The sequence below is a fragment of the Streptococcus oralis genome, from assembly GCF_015561235.1.
Classification (GTDB): domain Bacteria; phylum Bacillota; class Bacilli; order Lactobacillales; family Streptococcaceae; genus Streptococcus; species Streptococcus oralis_BK.
In genome coordinates this window covers 725,943-739,538 of the sequence record NZ_JADMTC010000001.1, presented here as the reverse complement: position 1 = coordinate 739,538, position 13,596 = coordinate 725,943, and the positions used below count along the sequence as shown (strand labels likewise).

The window sequence follows — 13,596 nt, the reverse complement described above, 5'->3', positions numbered from 1 at the left end:
TTATAGAAACTGTGACAGGATTGTTGGATTATACATTACATTGCAGGTATCAAAAATTATACAGGTAAAGCTTGCTAATCTATTTCCAAGTTGACTACTTTCAATCATCCTGGAGGTGCGGTATTGATTACGTTATTAATGTTGCCTTTTTTCCTTGTTCTCCTAGCCATTTTTGGAATTATATATGATTTAACGACCAATAAAGGTAGAAAAGAGTGTGCTCGCACAGTATCCTTGTTTATATTGAACATCCTCACTATTGCTATCTGTCTATTAGATCTACCAATGGAAAGTAAACCATACTCAGGAATAGGGTTTATCTTATTTTATGCACTTGCTTTCACCCCTTTGATGATTGTGTTCTCACTATATACCCTCTATAGAATTGGAAAACATTATAGGTATTTTAAGAGTAAGTTTGCTATAACACTCCTATTCAATGCTATTTTGCTTTTCCTTCTTTCATTAGTAAATACTTTTGTATTATGGAGAAGTTTTAAAATATATCATAGAAACGATATTAAATTGTTTTATTTTGTTTTAATCGTTATGGGAATTGGTTCGACTATCCAATTGATAGTAGGCGAACTTGAGAAGAAAAGAATACGAGACATCCAAAAACAAGAGGAGCAAGACAGCTATGAAAAATAACTCTATAAAAGATATGTGTGGACAACATAGAAGTGAAGCGAAAATGCTGAGATTGATTTTAGAGACTGCCGAAACTTTACAAGTCAATGCTGTCGCTATGTCTGGTTCATGAACGGATACAAAAGCACCAAAAGATGAGTTTCAAGACTATGATGTTGTTTATGTCGTGGACGACTTAGATAATCTGACGAGTGACCTTTCTTGGTTAGACCAGTTTGGCACTCGTATCATTGAGCAGCATAATGTCCTAGGCAACCGTCGACTTTATCTGATGCTATTTGAAGATGGAAATCGGATTGATTTGACCCTCTGTCCTACGGAGTATATTCAAGAGTGGGTGGATAGTGAAGCAGGGTTCACCGTTTTAGAAGATAAGAAGGGTTTATTTAAACCCTACTTTCCAAGTCCTCAACGTTTTTGGACAAGCCCAGCTAGTGCGATTGATTTTGAAAAAGCTTGTAATGAATTTTGGTGGGTGTCAGCCTACGTGGTTAAAGGGATTTGTCGCAAGCAAGCCATCTATGCCACGGATCATCTCTACGGAATTTGTCAACAAGAACTCTTGAAGGTCTTGGCTTGGCGATTTGCAGCAGATAAGGGGACGATTGATATTGGCAAGAACTATAAATATCTCTTTAACTATTTACCTGCTGAGAAAGAGAAAGAATTCTCAAATCTGCTTGATTTCTCAAGTTTAGATAAAATAACTCAGTCTTTATATGCTACCATGGAACTTTTCCACCAAGAGGCTCAGTCCCTTGCTCAAAAAATGGGATTTAACTACGATAAAGAAGTAGCTGAGAAGATGATTCAGTATGCTGAGGAGAGGCTTTCAAATCACCAACTAAATAAAGTATATAATTTAAAAGATTAAACTACAGAAAGGATCGTTTGGTTATAAATAGTAACTGAACACGAGACTAATTTCTGTAAATTATCCCTTATTCTATAAAAACCTACTCTACATTCTTTGAAAGGAGTTGAACATGCCCTAAATACTGTGTGAAAAAGATAAATTTCCTTTGTATTTTACGGGCTCTGTATCCTATATGAGTAACATTCAAAACATGTCCCTGGAGGACATCATGGGAGAGCGCTTTGGTCGCTACTCCAAGTACATCATTCAAGACCGGGCTTTGCCAGACATTCGGGATGGATTGAAGCCGGTTCAGCGTCGTATTCTTTATTCAATGAATAAAGATGGCAATACTTTTGACAAGAGCTACCGTAAATCGGCCAAGTCAGTCGGTAACATCATGGGGAATTTTCACCCACACGGGGATTCTTCTATCTATGATGCTATGGTTCGTATGTCTCAGGACTGGAAAAACCGTGAGATTCTAGTTGAAATGCACGGTAATAACGGTTCTATGGACGGAGATCCGCCTGCGGCTATGCGTTATACCGAGGCTCGTTTGTCTGAGATTGCTGGTTATCTTCTTCAAGATATCGAAAAGAAGACAGTTCCCTTTGCTTGGAACTTTGACGATACCGAGAAAGAACCGACGGTTTTGCCAGCAGCATTTCCAAACCTCTTGGTCAATGGTTCGACTGGGATTTCGGCTGGTTATGCTACAGACATTCCTCCCCATAATTTAGCTGAGGTTATTGATGCGACGGTTTACATGATTGACCACCCAACAGCCAAGGTGGACAAACTCATCGAATTCTTGCCTGGGCCAGACTTCCCTACAGGAGCTATCATCCAAGGGCGTGACGAAATAAAGAAGGCTTATGAAACTGGGAAAGGGCGCGTGGTTGTTCGTTCTAAGACGGAGATTGAAAAGCTAAAAGGCGGTAAGGAGCAAATCGTTATCACTGAGATTCCTTATGAAATCAATAAAGCCAATCTCGTCAAGAAAATCGATGATGTTCGTGTCAATAACAAGGTAGCTGGTATTGCTGAGGTTCGTGATGAGTCTGACCGTGACGGTCTTCGTATCGCTATTGAGCTCAAGAAAGATGCTAATACCGAGCTCGTACTCAACTATCTCTTCAAATACACTGACCTTCAAATCAACTACAACTTCAACATGGTGGCGATTGACAATTTCACACCTCGTCAGGTTGGGATTGTCCCAATTTTGTCTAGCTATATCGCCCACCGTCGTGAAGTGATTCTGGCGCGTTCCCGCTTTGACAAGGAAAAGGCTGAGAAACGTCTGCATATCGTTGAAGGTTTGATTCGAGTGATTTCGATTTTGGACGAAGTCATTGCCCTTATCCGTGCTTCTGAGAACAAGGCTGACGCTAAGGAAAACCTCAAGGTTAGCTATGAGTTTACAGAAGAGCAGGCTGAGGCCATCGTGACCTTGCAACTGTATCGTTTGACCAATACAGACGTGGTTGTCTTGCAAGAAGAAGAAGCAGAATTGCGTGAAAAGATTGCCATGCTTGCAGCCATCATCGGTGATGAACGGACTATGTATAATCTCATGAAGAAAGAACTCCGTGAGGTCAAGAAGAAATTTGCGACACCACGTTTGAGTACTTTAGAAGATACTGCGAAAGTAATCGAGATTGACACAGCTAGTTTGATTGCCGAGGAAGATACCTATGTCAGCGTGACTAAGGCAGGTTACATCAAACGTACCAGTCCTCGTTCCTTTGCAGCTTCCACTCTGGAAGAAATTGGCAAACGTGATGATGATCGTTTGATCTTTGTTCAAGCTGCCAAGACAACCCAGCACCTCTTGATGTTCACAAGTCTTGGAAATGTCATTTATCGACCAATCCACGAATTGGCAGATATTCGTTGGAAGGATATCGGAGAGCATCTGAGCCAAACCATTACCAACTTTGAAACTAATGAAGAAATCCTCTACGCAGAAGTCGTGGATCAGTTTGATGATGCGACAACCTACTTTGCAGCAACTCGCCTTGGTCAAATCAAGCGCGTAGAACGCAAAGAATTCTCTCCATGGCGGACCTACAAGTCGAAATCTGTCAAGTATGCTAAGCTCAAAGACGAGACAGACCAAATTGTAGCAGTGGCTCCGATTAGACTTGATGATGTACTCTTGATTAGCCAAAACGGTTACGCCCTTCGTTTCAATATCGAAGAGGTTCCGGTTGTTGGTGCCAAGGCTGCAGGGGTCAAGGCTATGAATCTGAAAGCAGATGATGCGCTTCAGGCAGCCTTCATCTGTAACACCTCATCCTTCTACCTCTTGACCCAACGTGGAAGCTTGAAACGCGTTTCCATTGAGGAAATTCCAGCGACCAGCCGTGCTAAACGAGGCCTTCAAGTCTTGCGTGAGTTGAAAAACAAACCGCACCGTGTCTTTTTAGCAGGAGCAGTTGCAGAGCAAGGACTTGTAGGTGATCTCTTTAGTACAGAAATGGAAGAAAACGACCAAACGTTACTTGTCCAATCTAACAAGGGAACAATCTATGAGAGTCGATTGCAAGATTTGAACTTGTCAGAACGCACTAGCAATGGAAGCTTTATTTCAGATACCATTTCAGATGAAGAAGTTTTCGATGCTTACCTCAAAGAAGTCTTTAAAGAAAGTAAAGAAAATCCATAAAAAGAATCAGTCCAGAGGGCTGATTTCTTTTTGTCGAGAAAATTTTCAGAAAATTACAAATAATACTTGAAATTTTACTAGAAAAGTGTAGAATAGAACACATAGTTTGAATAGTATAAAGGAGAAACACATGACAGTTGCAATTGATTGGGAAAATCTTGGATTTTCTTATATGAAATTACCTTACCGTTATATCGCTCACTACAAAAATGGTCAATGGGATCAAGGAGAATTGACAGAGGATGCAACCTTGCATATTTCAGAGTCTTCTCCAAGTCTCCACTATGGACAGCAAGCATTTGAGGGATTAAAAGCCTATCGTACCAAAGATGGCAGTATTCAACTTTTCCGTCCTGATGAAAATGCCAAGCGTCTGCAACGTACCTGCGATCGTCTTTTGATGCCACAAGTTCCGACAGAAATGTTTGTAGAAGCTTGTAAAGCAGTTGTGCGTGCAAATGAAGAATACGTACCACCATATGGAACAGGTGGAACCCTTTATCTTCGTCCACTTTTGATTGGTGTTGGGGATATTATTGGGGTTAAACCAGCAGAAGAGTATATTTTCACCATCTTTGCTATGCCGGTTGGTAACTATTTTAAAGGTGGTTTAGTCCCAACCAACTTCTTGATTCAGGATGAATACGACCGGGCAGCTCCAAATGGTACGGGTGCGGCCAAGGTAGGTGGGAACTATGCTGCTAGTCTCCTCCCAGGTAAAATGGCCAAGTCTCGCAACTTTTCTGACGTTATCTACCTAGACCCATCTACACATACAAAGATTGAAGAAGTCGGATCAGCCAACTTCTTTGGAATCACGGCAGACAATGAATTCGTTACACCATTGAGTCCATCCATCTTGCCCTCTATTACCAAGTACTCCTTGCTTTACTTGGCAGAACACCGCTTGGGCTTGACACCGATCGAAGGCGATGTCCCAATTGATAATTTGGATCGTTTTGTAGAGGCAGGTGCTTGTGGAACAGCAGCGGTTATTTCTCCAATTGGGGGAATCCAACACGGTGACGATTTCCATGTTTTCTATAGTGAAACAGAAGTAGGTCCTGTTACACGTAAACTCTACGATGAATTGACTGGTATCCAATTTGGTGATGTGGAAGCACCAGAGGGATGGATTGTCAAAGTGGACTAAAAGACACGAAGTAAAGAAGAACTCCATAGCAGTTGTAATGGCTGAAATGGAGTTTTTTCTTGCTAGTTTGAGTATTTTCTTGTACAATAGAAAAAGTGAAAAGAGGTACAGTATGAGTAAAAAAGATAAGAAAATTGAAATCCAATTAACCGATGCAAAAGTGACTGTTGGGAAAGACAGCTATGAAGGATACGTTTTGACGATCGGGAAAAAGGTCATTGGGGAAATTGCCGAATTAGATAGTCAATTTGCTATCATAAAAAATGGAAATGTCGATAGTTTTTATAAAAAACTTGAAAAAGCTGTGGAAATTTTGATTGAAAACTATAATTTGACAAAATAATACTTGTTTTATTGAAAATTTCATGATATAATAGTTCTCGTTAAACATTGGAGAGATAGCGAAGAGGCTAAACGCGGCGGACTGTAAATCCGCTCCTTCGGGTTCGGGGGTTCGAATCCCTCTCTCTCCATTCATAATGGGGTATAGCCAAGCGGTAAGGCAAGGGACTTTGACTCCCTCATGCGTTGGTTCGAATCCAGCTACCCCAGTTCTTAGGTAATAAATTCAAGATAAAAAGAAAATATCTTAGGGTATTTTATTTTTATAATTGAAAGGCGTGAACGATGTGAACATGTCTTTGCGGGTGCTTAGGAAAAAAATTATAAGTATGTCAAGTTTGGAAAGACTTGATTGTTGGAGGATTTTTTAGATGAACGAATTTGAAGATTTGCTAAATAGCGTTAGCCAAGTTGAGCCTGGTGATGTTGTTAGTGCTGAAGTATTGACAGTTGATGCGACTCAAGCTAACGTTGCAATCTCTGGGACTGGTGTTGAAGGTGTCTTGACTCTTCGCGAATTGACAAACGATCGCGATGCAGATATCAATGACTTTGTGAAAGTAGGAGAAGTATTGGATGTTCTTGTACTTCGTCAAGTGGTTGGTAAAGATACTGATACAGTTACATACCTTGTATCTAAAAAACGCCTTGAAGCTCGCAAAGCATGGGACAAACTTGTAGGACGCGAAGAAGAAGTTGTTACTGTTAAAGGAACTCGTGCCGTTAAAGGTGGACTTTCAGTAGAATTTGAAGGTGTTCGTGGATTCATCCCAGCTTCAATGTTGGATACTCGTTTCGTACGTAATACTGAGCGTTTCGTAGGTCAAGAATTTGATGCTAAAATCAAAGAAGTTGATCCTAAAGAAAACCGCTTCATCCTTTCACGTCGTGAAGTTGTTGAAGCAGCTACTGCAGCAGCTCGTGCTGAAGTATTCAGTAAATTGGCTGTTGGTGATGTCGTAACTGGTAAAGTTGCTCGTATCACTAGCTTCGGTGCTTTCATCGATCTCGGTGGTGTTGACGGATTGGTTCACTTGACTGAATTGTCACACGAACGTAACGTATCACCTAAATCAGTTGTAACTGTTGGTGAAGAAATCGAAGTTAAAGTCCTTGATCTTAATGAAGAAGAAGGACGCGTATCCCTTTCACTTAAAGCAACAACACCTGGACCATGGGATGGCGTTGAGCAAAAATTGGCTAAAGGTGATGTAGTAGAAGGAACAGTTAAACGTTTGACTGACTTCGGTGCATTTGTTGAAGTATTGCCAGGTATCGATGGACTTGTTCACGTATCACAAATTTCACACAAACGTATCGAAAATCCAAAAGAAGCTCTTACTGTTGGTCAAGAAGTTACTGTTAAAGTCCTTGATGTTAACGCTGACGCAGAACGTGTATCACTTTCTATCAAAGCTCTTGAAGAACGTCCAGCTCAAGAAGAAGGACAAAAAGAAGAAAAACGTGCTGCTCGTCCACGTCGTCCAAAACGTCAAGAAAAACGTGATTTCGAACTTCCAGAAACACAAACAGGATTCTCAATGGCTGACTTGTTCGGTGATATCGAACTTTAATCAAATTGATAATCGCAAAATCCTTTGTTTAAAACAAGGGATTTTTCTTTTGTCTCTTTCCCATTTTTGATATAATAGTTCTATGTTAGATTCAGAAAAACAATCACAATATCAATTGTTAAATGAGGAACTCTCTTATTTACTTGAAGGTGAGAGCAATGTTCTTGCCAATCTTTCGAATGCTAGTGCCCTCCTAAAATCTCGCTTTCCGAATACTGTATTTGCAGGGTTTTATCTGTTTGATGGTAGCGAGTTGGTTTTAGGGCCTTTTCAGGGTGGTGTTTCTTGTATTCGCATTCCGCTTGGGAAAGGCGTGTGTGGAGAAGCTGCTGAGTTTCAAGAGACTGTTTTAGTTGGCGATGTGAGCACCTATCCAAACTACATTTCTTGTGATAGTATGGCCAAGAGTGAAATCGTAGTTCCCATGCTTAAGAATGGTCGATTGCTGGGTGTCTTAGACTTGGATTCTTCACTTATTGATGATTACAATGCCATTGACCGTGATTACTTGGAACAATTTGTCGCTATTTTGCTTGATAAGACAGAATGGGACTTTACGATGTTTGAGGAGAAAGCCTAATGTATCAAGCACTTTATCGAAAATATAGAAGCCAAACTTTTTCACAATTGGTCGGACAAGAGGTAGTGGCTAAAACCCTAAAACAAGCAGTCGAGCAGGAAAAGATTAGTCATGCCTATCTTTTCTCAGGCCCTCGTGGAACTGGGAAAACAAGTGTAGCCAAGATTTTTGCCAAGGCCATGAACTGCCCAAATCAAGTGGATGGAGAACCATGTAATCACTGCTATATCTGTCAGGCAGTGACAGAAGGTAGCCTAGAAGATGTTATTGAAATGGATGCGGCTTCGAATAACGGAGTTGATGAAATCCGTGAAATTCGTGACAAATCTACCTATGCACCTAGCTTGGCACGTTACAAGGTCTATATCATAGACGAGGTTCATATGCTGTCTACGGGAGCCTTTAATGCGCTTTTGAAGACTCTTGAGGAGCCAACTCAAAATGTTGTCTTTATCTTGGCGACCACTGAATTGCATAAGATTCCAGCAACCATTTTATCGCGTGTTCAACGTTTTGAGTTCAAATCGATTAAAACTCAAGATATCAAGGAGCATATTTATCATATTCTAGAAAAAGAAAATATCAGTTCTGAACCGGAGGCTGTGGAAATCATTGCCAGACGAGCTGAAGGTGGAATGCGGGATGCCTTGTCTATTCTGGACCAAGCCTTGAGCTTGACACAGGGAAATGAGCTCACGACTGCTATCTCTGAGGAGATTACAGGCACCATTAGTCTATCAGCACTAGATGACTACGTAGCCGCCTTGTCTCAGAAGGATGTTTCAAAAGCGCTTGATTCTCTGAATCTTTTATTTGAAAATGGCAAGAGCATGACTCGTTTTGTGACGGATCTCTTGCAGTATTTGCGTGATTTACTGGTCGTCCAGACGGGTGGCGAAAATACTCATCATAGTCCAGTTTTTATGGACAATCTAGCTTTATCACAGGAAAGCCTCTTTGAAATGATTCGAATAGCGACTGTGAGCTTGGCAGATATGAAAGCAAGCCTGCAACCTAAGATTTATGCTGAGATGATGACCATTCGTTTAGCTGAGATTAAGCCTGAATCAGTTCTTTCAGAAACTGTCGAAAGTGAAATTTCTGCACTGAGACAGGAAGTAGTTCGTCTCAAACAAGAACTTGCTAATGTTGGAACAGCTCCTAAACAAGTGGTGCCAGTCCCTAGCCGTCCAGCCACTTCCAAGACAGTCTATCGAGTGGATCGCAACAAAGTTCAGGCTATCCTGCAAGAAGCTGTCGAAAATCCTGATTTGGCACGGCAAAACTTGATCCGCCTCCAAAATGCATGGGGAGAAGTGATCGAAAACTTAGCTGGTCCGGATAAGGCTCTGCTTGTTGGTTCTCAACCAGTTGCGGCCAACGAACACCATGCCATTCTTGCTTTTGAGTCTAATTTCAATGCAGGGCAAACTATGAAACGGGATAACCTCAATACCATGTTTGGCAATATTCTCAGTCAGGCAGCAGGTTTTTCACCTGAGATTTTAGCCATTTCTCTAGAGGAATGGAAAGAGGTTCGAGCGGCCTTTTCAGCTAAAGCTAAATCTTCTCAAGTTGAAAAAGAAGCAGAAGGCAGTTTGATTCCAGAAGGATTTGAATTTTTGGCTGATAAAGTGAAGGTAGAGGAAGACTAAAGAAAGATTTCATGATACAATAAGTTTATGAATAGACAACAATTTATTATGATAGCGTTATTTACGGCTGCTGAGACTTATTTTTTTAATGAAGCTTGGATGACTGGTCGCTATTTCATGGCAGCCTTTTGGGCCATTCTACTTTTTCGAAATTTTAGGTTAAGTTATGTAATGGGGAAAATAGTAGATGCCATTGATCAGTACTTAAACCGCAAGGATTAGTCACTAGCTTCTAAACAAAATCAAAGCCTTTTAGGCTTTTTTTTGTTATACTAGTAGAGTATATTTATGGACCTTTTCTTGTATTTTTAGAGAAATGTAAGTGATTTCTTTAAGGATAAAGGAAGTAGGCCAGAAAAAGAAAGGAACTATCATGTCAGTATTAGAGATCAAAGATCTTCACGTTGAGATTGAAGGAAAAGAAATTTTGAAAGGAGTCAATCTGACTCTGAAAACAGGAGAAATCGCAGCTATCATGGGACCAAATGGTACAGGTAAATCAACTCTTTCTGCAGCTATTATGGGGAACCCTAACTATGAAGTTACCAAAGGGGAGGTCTTGTTTGATGGCGTAAACATCCTTGAATTGGAAGTGGACGAGCGTGCGCGTATGGGACTTTTCCTTGCTATGCAGTACCCATCAGAAATCCCTGGAATCACCAACGCTGAATTTCTTCGTGCAGCCATGAATGCTGGTAAAGAAGATGATGAAAAGATTTCAGTTCGTGAGTTCATCACTAAACTAGACGAGAAAATGGAATTGCTCAACATGAAAGAAGAAATGGCAGAGCGTTACCTCAACGAAGGTTTCTCAGGTGGTGAGAAAAAACGTAATGAAATTCTTCAACTCTTGATGTTGGAACCAACATTTGCCCTTTTGGATGAGATTGACTCTGGTCTTGATATTGACGCACTTAAAGTTGTATCGAAAGGTGTCAATGCCATGCGTGGTGAAGGCTTTGGTGCTATGATTATCACTCACTACCAACGTCTTTTGAATTACATCACACCAGACGTGGTCCACGTGATGATGGAAGGTCGTGTTGTCCTTTCTGGTGGTCCAGAATTGGCTGCCCGTTTGGAACGTGAAGGATACGCAAAACTAGCTGAAGAACTTGGCTACGACTACAAGGAAGAATTGTAATTCCCTCGTATCTTTTAGGAGAAGTAAATGACTAAAGAGAATATTAAACTTTTTTCAGAAATGCACGCTGAACCAAGCTGGTTGGCTGACCTCCGTCAAAAAGCTTTTGATAAGATTGAGAGTTTAGAGTTACCAGTTATCGAGCGTGTGAAATTTCACCGTTGGAATCTGGGAGATGGAACCATTACAGAAAGTGAACCGTCAGCAAATGTTCCTGACTTCACTGCTCTAGATAATCACTTGAAATTGGTGCAAGTAGGAACGCAGACTGTTTTTGAACAAACTCCAGTTGAATTGGCTGAACAAGGTGTTGTCTTTACAGACTTCCACTCAGCTTTAGAACAAATTCCAGAGCTTATTGAGGAATTCTTCATGTCATCTGTTAAGTATGACGATGACAAGTTAGCAGCCTACCATACAGCTTACTTTAACAGTGGTGCTGTTCTCTACATTCCTGATAATGTTGAAATTACAGAACCAATTGAAGGTATTTTCTACCAAGACAGCGATAGCGATGTGCCATTTAACAAGCATATCCTTATCATTGCTGGTAAAAACTCTAAAATAAGCTATCTTGAACGTCTAGAGTCACGAGGTGGAGGTAGTGCAAAAGCAACTGCCAATATCACAGTTGAAGTGATTGCTCGTTCTGGTGCGCAAGTGAAATTTGCGGCCATTGACCGTTTAGGTGAAAATGTCACTGCCTACATTAGCCGTCGTGGTAAACTAGGCAATGATGCAAGCATTGACTGGGCGATTGGTGTCATGAACGAAGGAAATGTCGTTGCAGACTTTGATAGCGATTTGCTTGGAAATGGTAGCCATGCGGATCTTAAGGTTGTAGCTCTTTCAAGTGGTCGTCAGGTGCAAGGGATTGACACTCGCGTAACCAACTATGGTTGCAACTCTATTGGAAATATCCTCCAACATGGGGTTATTCTTGAGAAAGCAACTTTGACCTTCAACGGTATCGGTCACATCATCAAGGGAGCTAAAGGAGCAGATGCCCAACAAGAAAGTCGAGTTCTCATGCTTTCAGACCAGGCGCGTTCAGATGCCAACCCAATTCTTTTGATTGATGAAAATGATGTTACTGCAGGACACGCGGCGTCTATCGGTCAGGTAGATCCAGAAGACATGTACTACCTCATGAGCCGTGGCTTGGACAAGGCAACTGCAGAACGTTTGGTTGTTCGTGGTTTCCTTGGATCCGTTATCGTAGAGATTCCAGTCAAGGAAGTTCGTGATGAAATGATTGCAACCATCGAAGAAAAATTGTCAAAACGCTAAGGGGAAGCCTATGTTAGATGTAGAAGCGATTCGCAAGGATTTTCCAATTTTAGACCAGATTGTCAACGATGAACCTCTGGTCTATCTGGACAATGCTGCGACGACACAAAAACCACTAGCAGTTCTTGAAACAATCACCCGCTACTATGAGCAGGACAATGCCAACGTTCACCGTGGTGTTCATACCTTAGCGGAACGTGCAACAGCTTCTTATGAAGCTGCTCGTGAAACCATTCGTAAGTTTATCAATGCAAGCTCTACAAAGGAAGTACTCTTTACCAGAGGAACGACGACCAGTCTTAACTGGGTGGCACGCTTCGCTGAGGAAATTCTGACTGAGGGAGACCAGGTCTTGATCTCAGTAATGGAACATCATTCCAATATCATTCCATGGCAGGAAGCTTGTCGCAAGACTGGAGCGGAGCTTGTCTATGCCTATCTCAAGGACGGATCTCTGGATATGGCTGACTTGCAGGTAAAATTAACTGACAAGGTCAAATTTGTTTCGCTAGCTCACGCTTCAAATGTTTTGGGTGTGGTCAATCCCATCAAAGAAATCACACAAATGGCTCACCAAGTTGGAGCCATCATGGTGGTGGATGGTGCTCAATCTACGCCTCATATGAAGATTGATGTTCAGGACTTGGATGTGGACTTCTTTGCCTTTTCAGGTCATAAGATGGCTGGTCCAACTGGTATTGGTGTTCTTTACGGTAAAGAAAAATATCTCAATCAAATGTCACCAGTAGAATTTGGTGGCGAAATGATTGATTTCGTTTATGAGCAATCTGCTAGTTGGAAGGAATTGCCTTGGAAATTCGAGGCTGGAACTCCAAATATGGCAGGTGCTATCGGACTTGCTGCTGCAGTGGATTACCTAGAAAAGATTGGTATGGATGCTATTGAAGCTCATGAACAAGAACTGATTGCATATGTCTATCCAAAACTGCAGGCAATTGAAGGACTGACTATTTATGGTTCACAAGACTTGGCGCAACGATCGGGTGTTATTGCCTTTAATCTAGGCGAACTCCATCCTCACGATCTTGCGACTGCTTTGGATTATGAAGGAGTAGCCGTTCGTGCGGGTCACCACTGTGCCCAACCCTTGCTCCAGTATTTGGATGTCCCAGCAACAGCTCGCGCAAGTTTTTATATCTACAATACCAAGGCAGATTGCGACAAACTAGTCGATGCCTTACAAAAGACAAAGGAGTTTTTCAATGGCACTTTCTAAACTAGATAGCCTTTATATGGCAGTGGTAGCAGACCATTCGAAAAATCCACATCACCAAGGGAAGTTAGAAGACGCTGAACAAATCAGTCTCAACAATCCAACCTGTGGGGATGTTATTAATCTCTCTGTCAAGTTTGATGCAGAGGACCGCTTGGAGGATATCGCTTTTCTAAACTCAGGCTGTACTATCTCAACTGCCTCTGCAAGCATGATGACAGATGCTGTTGTGGGCAAGACCAAACAAGAAATTTTAGAACTTGCGACTATTTTTTCTGAAATGGTTCAAGGGCAAAAAGATAAGCGTCAAGACCAACTTGGAGACGCGGCCTTCTTATCAGGTGTTGCCAAATTCCCTCAAAGAATAAAGTGTGCAACTCTAGCTTGGAACGCCCTTAAGAAGACAATTGAAAATCAAGATAACTGATAAGACAAGTTTCTTT

Annotated in this window: 12 protein-coding genes, 2 tRNA genes and 1 pseudogene; all 15 read left to right on the top strand. The window is 41.4% G+C overall.

Features of this window, described 5'->3' with window-relative positions:
* Positions 1–138 precede the first annotated feature (138 nt).
* The 15 genes and pseudogenes from I2H52_RS03760 (at position 139) to sufU (ending at position 13,580) form a co-directional block, all read left to right on the top strand.
* Positions 139–651 carry a hypothetical protein gene (locus tag I2H52_RS03760; protein ID WP_021164707.1) on the top strand — a complete coding sequence of 171 codons (513 nt, stop codon included), beginning with the start codon at positions 139–141 and terminating at the stop codon, positions 649–651.
* A pseudogene (locus I2H52_RS03755) lies at positions 641–1,525 on the top strand (aminoglycoside 6-adenylyltransferase). Before I2H52_RS03760 ends, I2H52_RS03755 begins: the two are co-directional and overlap by 11 nt.
* Before the next feature lie 175 nt (positions 1,526–1,700).
* Positions 1,701–4,181, top strand: a complete 2,481-nt coding sequence (parC, locus tag I2H52_RS03750; RefSeq protein WP_195594305.1) for a DNA topoisomerase IV subunit A — start codon at positions 1,701–1,703, stop codon at positions 4,179–4,181.
* Positions 4,182–4,296: 115 nt separating this feature from the next.
* Positions 4,297–5,334, top strand: coding sequence for a branched-chain amino acid aminotransferase (locus I2H52_RS03745; protein WP_321159616.1), 1,038 nt, complete (start codon positions 4,297–4,299; stop codon positions 5,332–5,334).
* 112 nt (positions 5,335–5,446) lie between these two features.
* A complete protein-coding gene (locus tag I2H52_RS03740; RefSeq protein WP_000037107.1) occupies positions 5,447–5,677 on the top strand; it encodes a DUF2969 domain-containing protein in 231 nt (76 codons plus the stop codon).
* Positions 5,678–5,726: 49 nt separating this feature from the next.
* Positions 5,727–5,807 (top strand) — tRNA-Tyr (locus tag I2H52_RS03735).
* A gap of 7 nt (positions 5,808–5,814) precedes the next feature.
* Positions 5,815–5,886, top strand: a tRNA-Gln gene (locus tag I2H52_RS03730).
* A 161-nt stretch (positions 5,887–6,047) separates the two neighbouring features.
* Positions 6,048–7,250: a 30S ribosomal protein S1 gene (gene rpsA / locus I2H52_RS03725; protein WP_001001620.1), complete on the top strand. Its 1,203-nt coding sequence runs from the start codon at positions 6,048–6,050 to the stop codon at positions 7,248–7,250.
* Positions 7,251–7,332: 82 nt separating this feature from the next.
* Positions 7,333–7,830: a GAF domain-containing protein gene (locus tag I2H52_RS03720; RefSeq protein WP_195594301.1), complete on the top strand. Its 498-nt coding sequence runs from the start codon at positions 7,333–7,335 to the stop codon at positions 7,828–7,830.
* A complete protein-coding gene (gene dnaX / locus I2H52_RS03715; protein WP_195594298.1) occupies positions 7,830–9,485 on the top strand; it encodes a DNA polymerase III subunit gamma/tau in 1,656 nt (551 codons plus the stop codon). The genes I2H52_RS03720 and dnaX overlap by 1 nt, the downstream gene beginning before the upstream one ends.
* A gap of 27 nt (positions 9,486–9,512) precedes the next feature.
* Complete coding sequence (locus I2H52_RS03710) at positions 9,513–9,707, top strand: DUF3272 family protein (protein WP_195594295.1); 195 nt, start codon at positions 9,513–9,515, stop codon at positions 9,705–9,707.
* A 151-nt stretch (positions 9,708–9,858) separates the two neighbouring features.
* Positions 9,859–10,629: a Fe-S cluster assembly ATPase SufC gene (gene sufC, locus I2H52_RS03705; protein WP_000114489.1), complete on the top strand. Its 771-nt coding sequence runs from the start codon at positions 9,859–9,861 to the stop codon at positions 10,627–10,629.
* A gap of 27 nt (positions 10,630–10,656) precedes the next feature.
* A complete protein-coding gene (gene sufD, locus I2H52_RS03700; protein ID WP_195594292.1) occupies positions 10,657–11,919 on the top strand; it encodes a Fe-S cluster assembly protein SufD in 1,263 nt (420 codons plus the stop codon).
* Between the two features lie 10 nt (positions 11,920–11,929).
* Entirely contained in the window at positions 11,930–13,156 is a 1,227-nt protein-coding gene (locus I2H52_RS03695) for a cysteine desulfurase (RefSeq protein WP_045617307.1), read from the top strand.
* Complete coding sequence (gene sufU / locus I2H52_RS03690; protein WP_045617306.1) at positions 13,143–13,580, top strand: Fe-S cluster assembly sulfur transfer protein SufU; 438 nt, start codon at positions 13,143–13,145, stop codon at positions 13,578–13,580. Before I2H52_RS03695 ends, sufU begins: the two co-directional genes overlap by 14 nt.
* Positions 13,581–13,596: the final 16 nt, after the last annotated feature.

What these genes read in the sequence shown, in the direction of transcription:
- I2H52_RS03760 (WP_021164707.1), top strand. Translation starts at nt 139, where the DNA reads ATGTTGCCTTTTTTCCTTGTTCTCCTAGCCATTTTTGGAATTATATAT.
- parC (WP_195594305.1), top strand. Translation starts at nt 1,701, where the DNA reads ATGAGTAACATTCAAAACATGTCCCTGGAGGACATCATGGGAGAGCGC.
- I2H52_RS03740 (WP_000037107.1), top strand. Translation starts at nt 5,447, where the DNA reads ATGAGTAAAAAAGATAAGAAAATTGAAATCCAATTAACCGATGCAAAA.
- rpsA (WP_001001620.1), top strand. Translation starts at nt 6,048, where the DNA reads ATGAACGAATTTGAAGATTTGCTAAATAGCGTTAGCCAAGTTGAGCCT.
- I2H52_RS03720 (WP_195594301.1), top strand. Translation starts at nt 7,333, where the DNA reads ATGTTAGATTCAGAAAAACAATCACAATATCAATTGTTAAATGAGGAA.
- dnaX (WP_195594298.1), top strand. Translation starts at nt 7,830, where the DNA reads ATGTATCAAGCACTTTATCGAAAATATAGAAGCCAAACTTTTTCACAA.
- I2H52_RS03710 (WP_195594295.1), top strand. Translation starts at nt 9,513, where the DNA reads ATGAATAGACAACAATTTATTATGATAGCGTTATTTACGGCTGCTGAG.
- sufC (WP_000114489.1), top strand. Translation starts at nt 9,859, where the DNA reads ATGTCAGTATTAGAGATCAAAGATCTTCACGTTGAGATTGAAGGAAAA.
- sufD (WP_195594292.1), top strand. Translation starts at nt 10,657, where the DNA reads ATGACTAAAGAGAATATTAAACTTTTTTCAGAAATGCACGCTGAACCA.
- I2H52_RS03695 (WP_045617307.1), top strand. Translation starts at nt 11,930, where the DNA reads ATGTTAGATGTAGAAGCGATTCGCAAGGATTTTCCAATTTTAGACCAG.
- sufU (WP_045617306.1), top strand. Translation starts at nt 13,143, where the DNA reads ATGGCACTTTCTAAACTAGATAGCCTTTATATGGCAGTGGTAGCAGAC.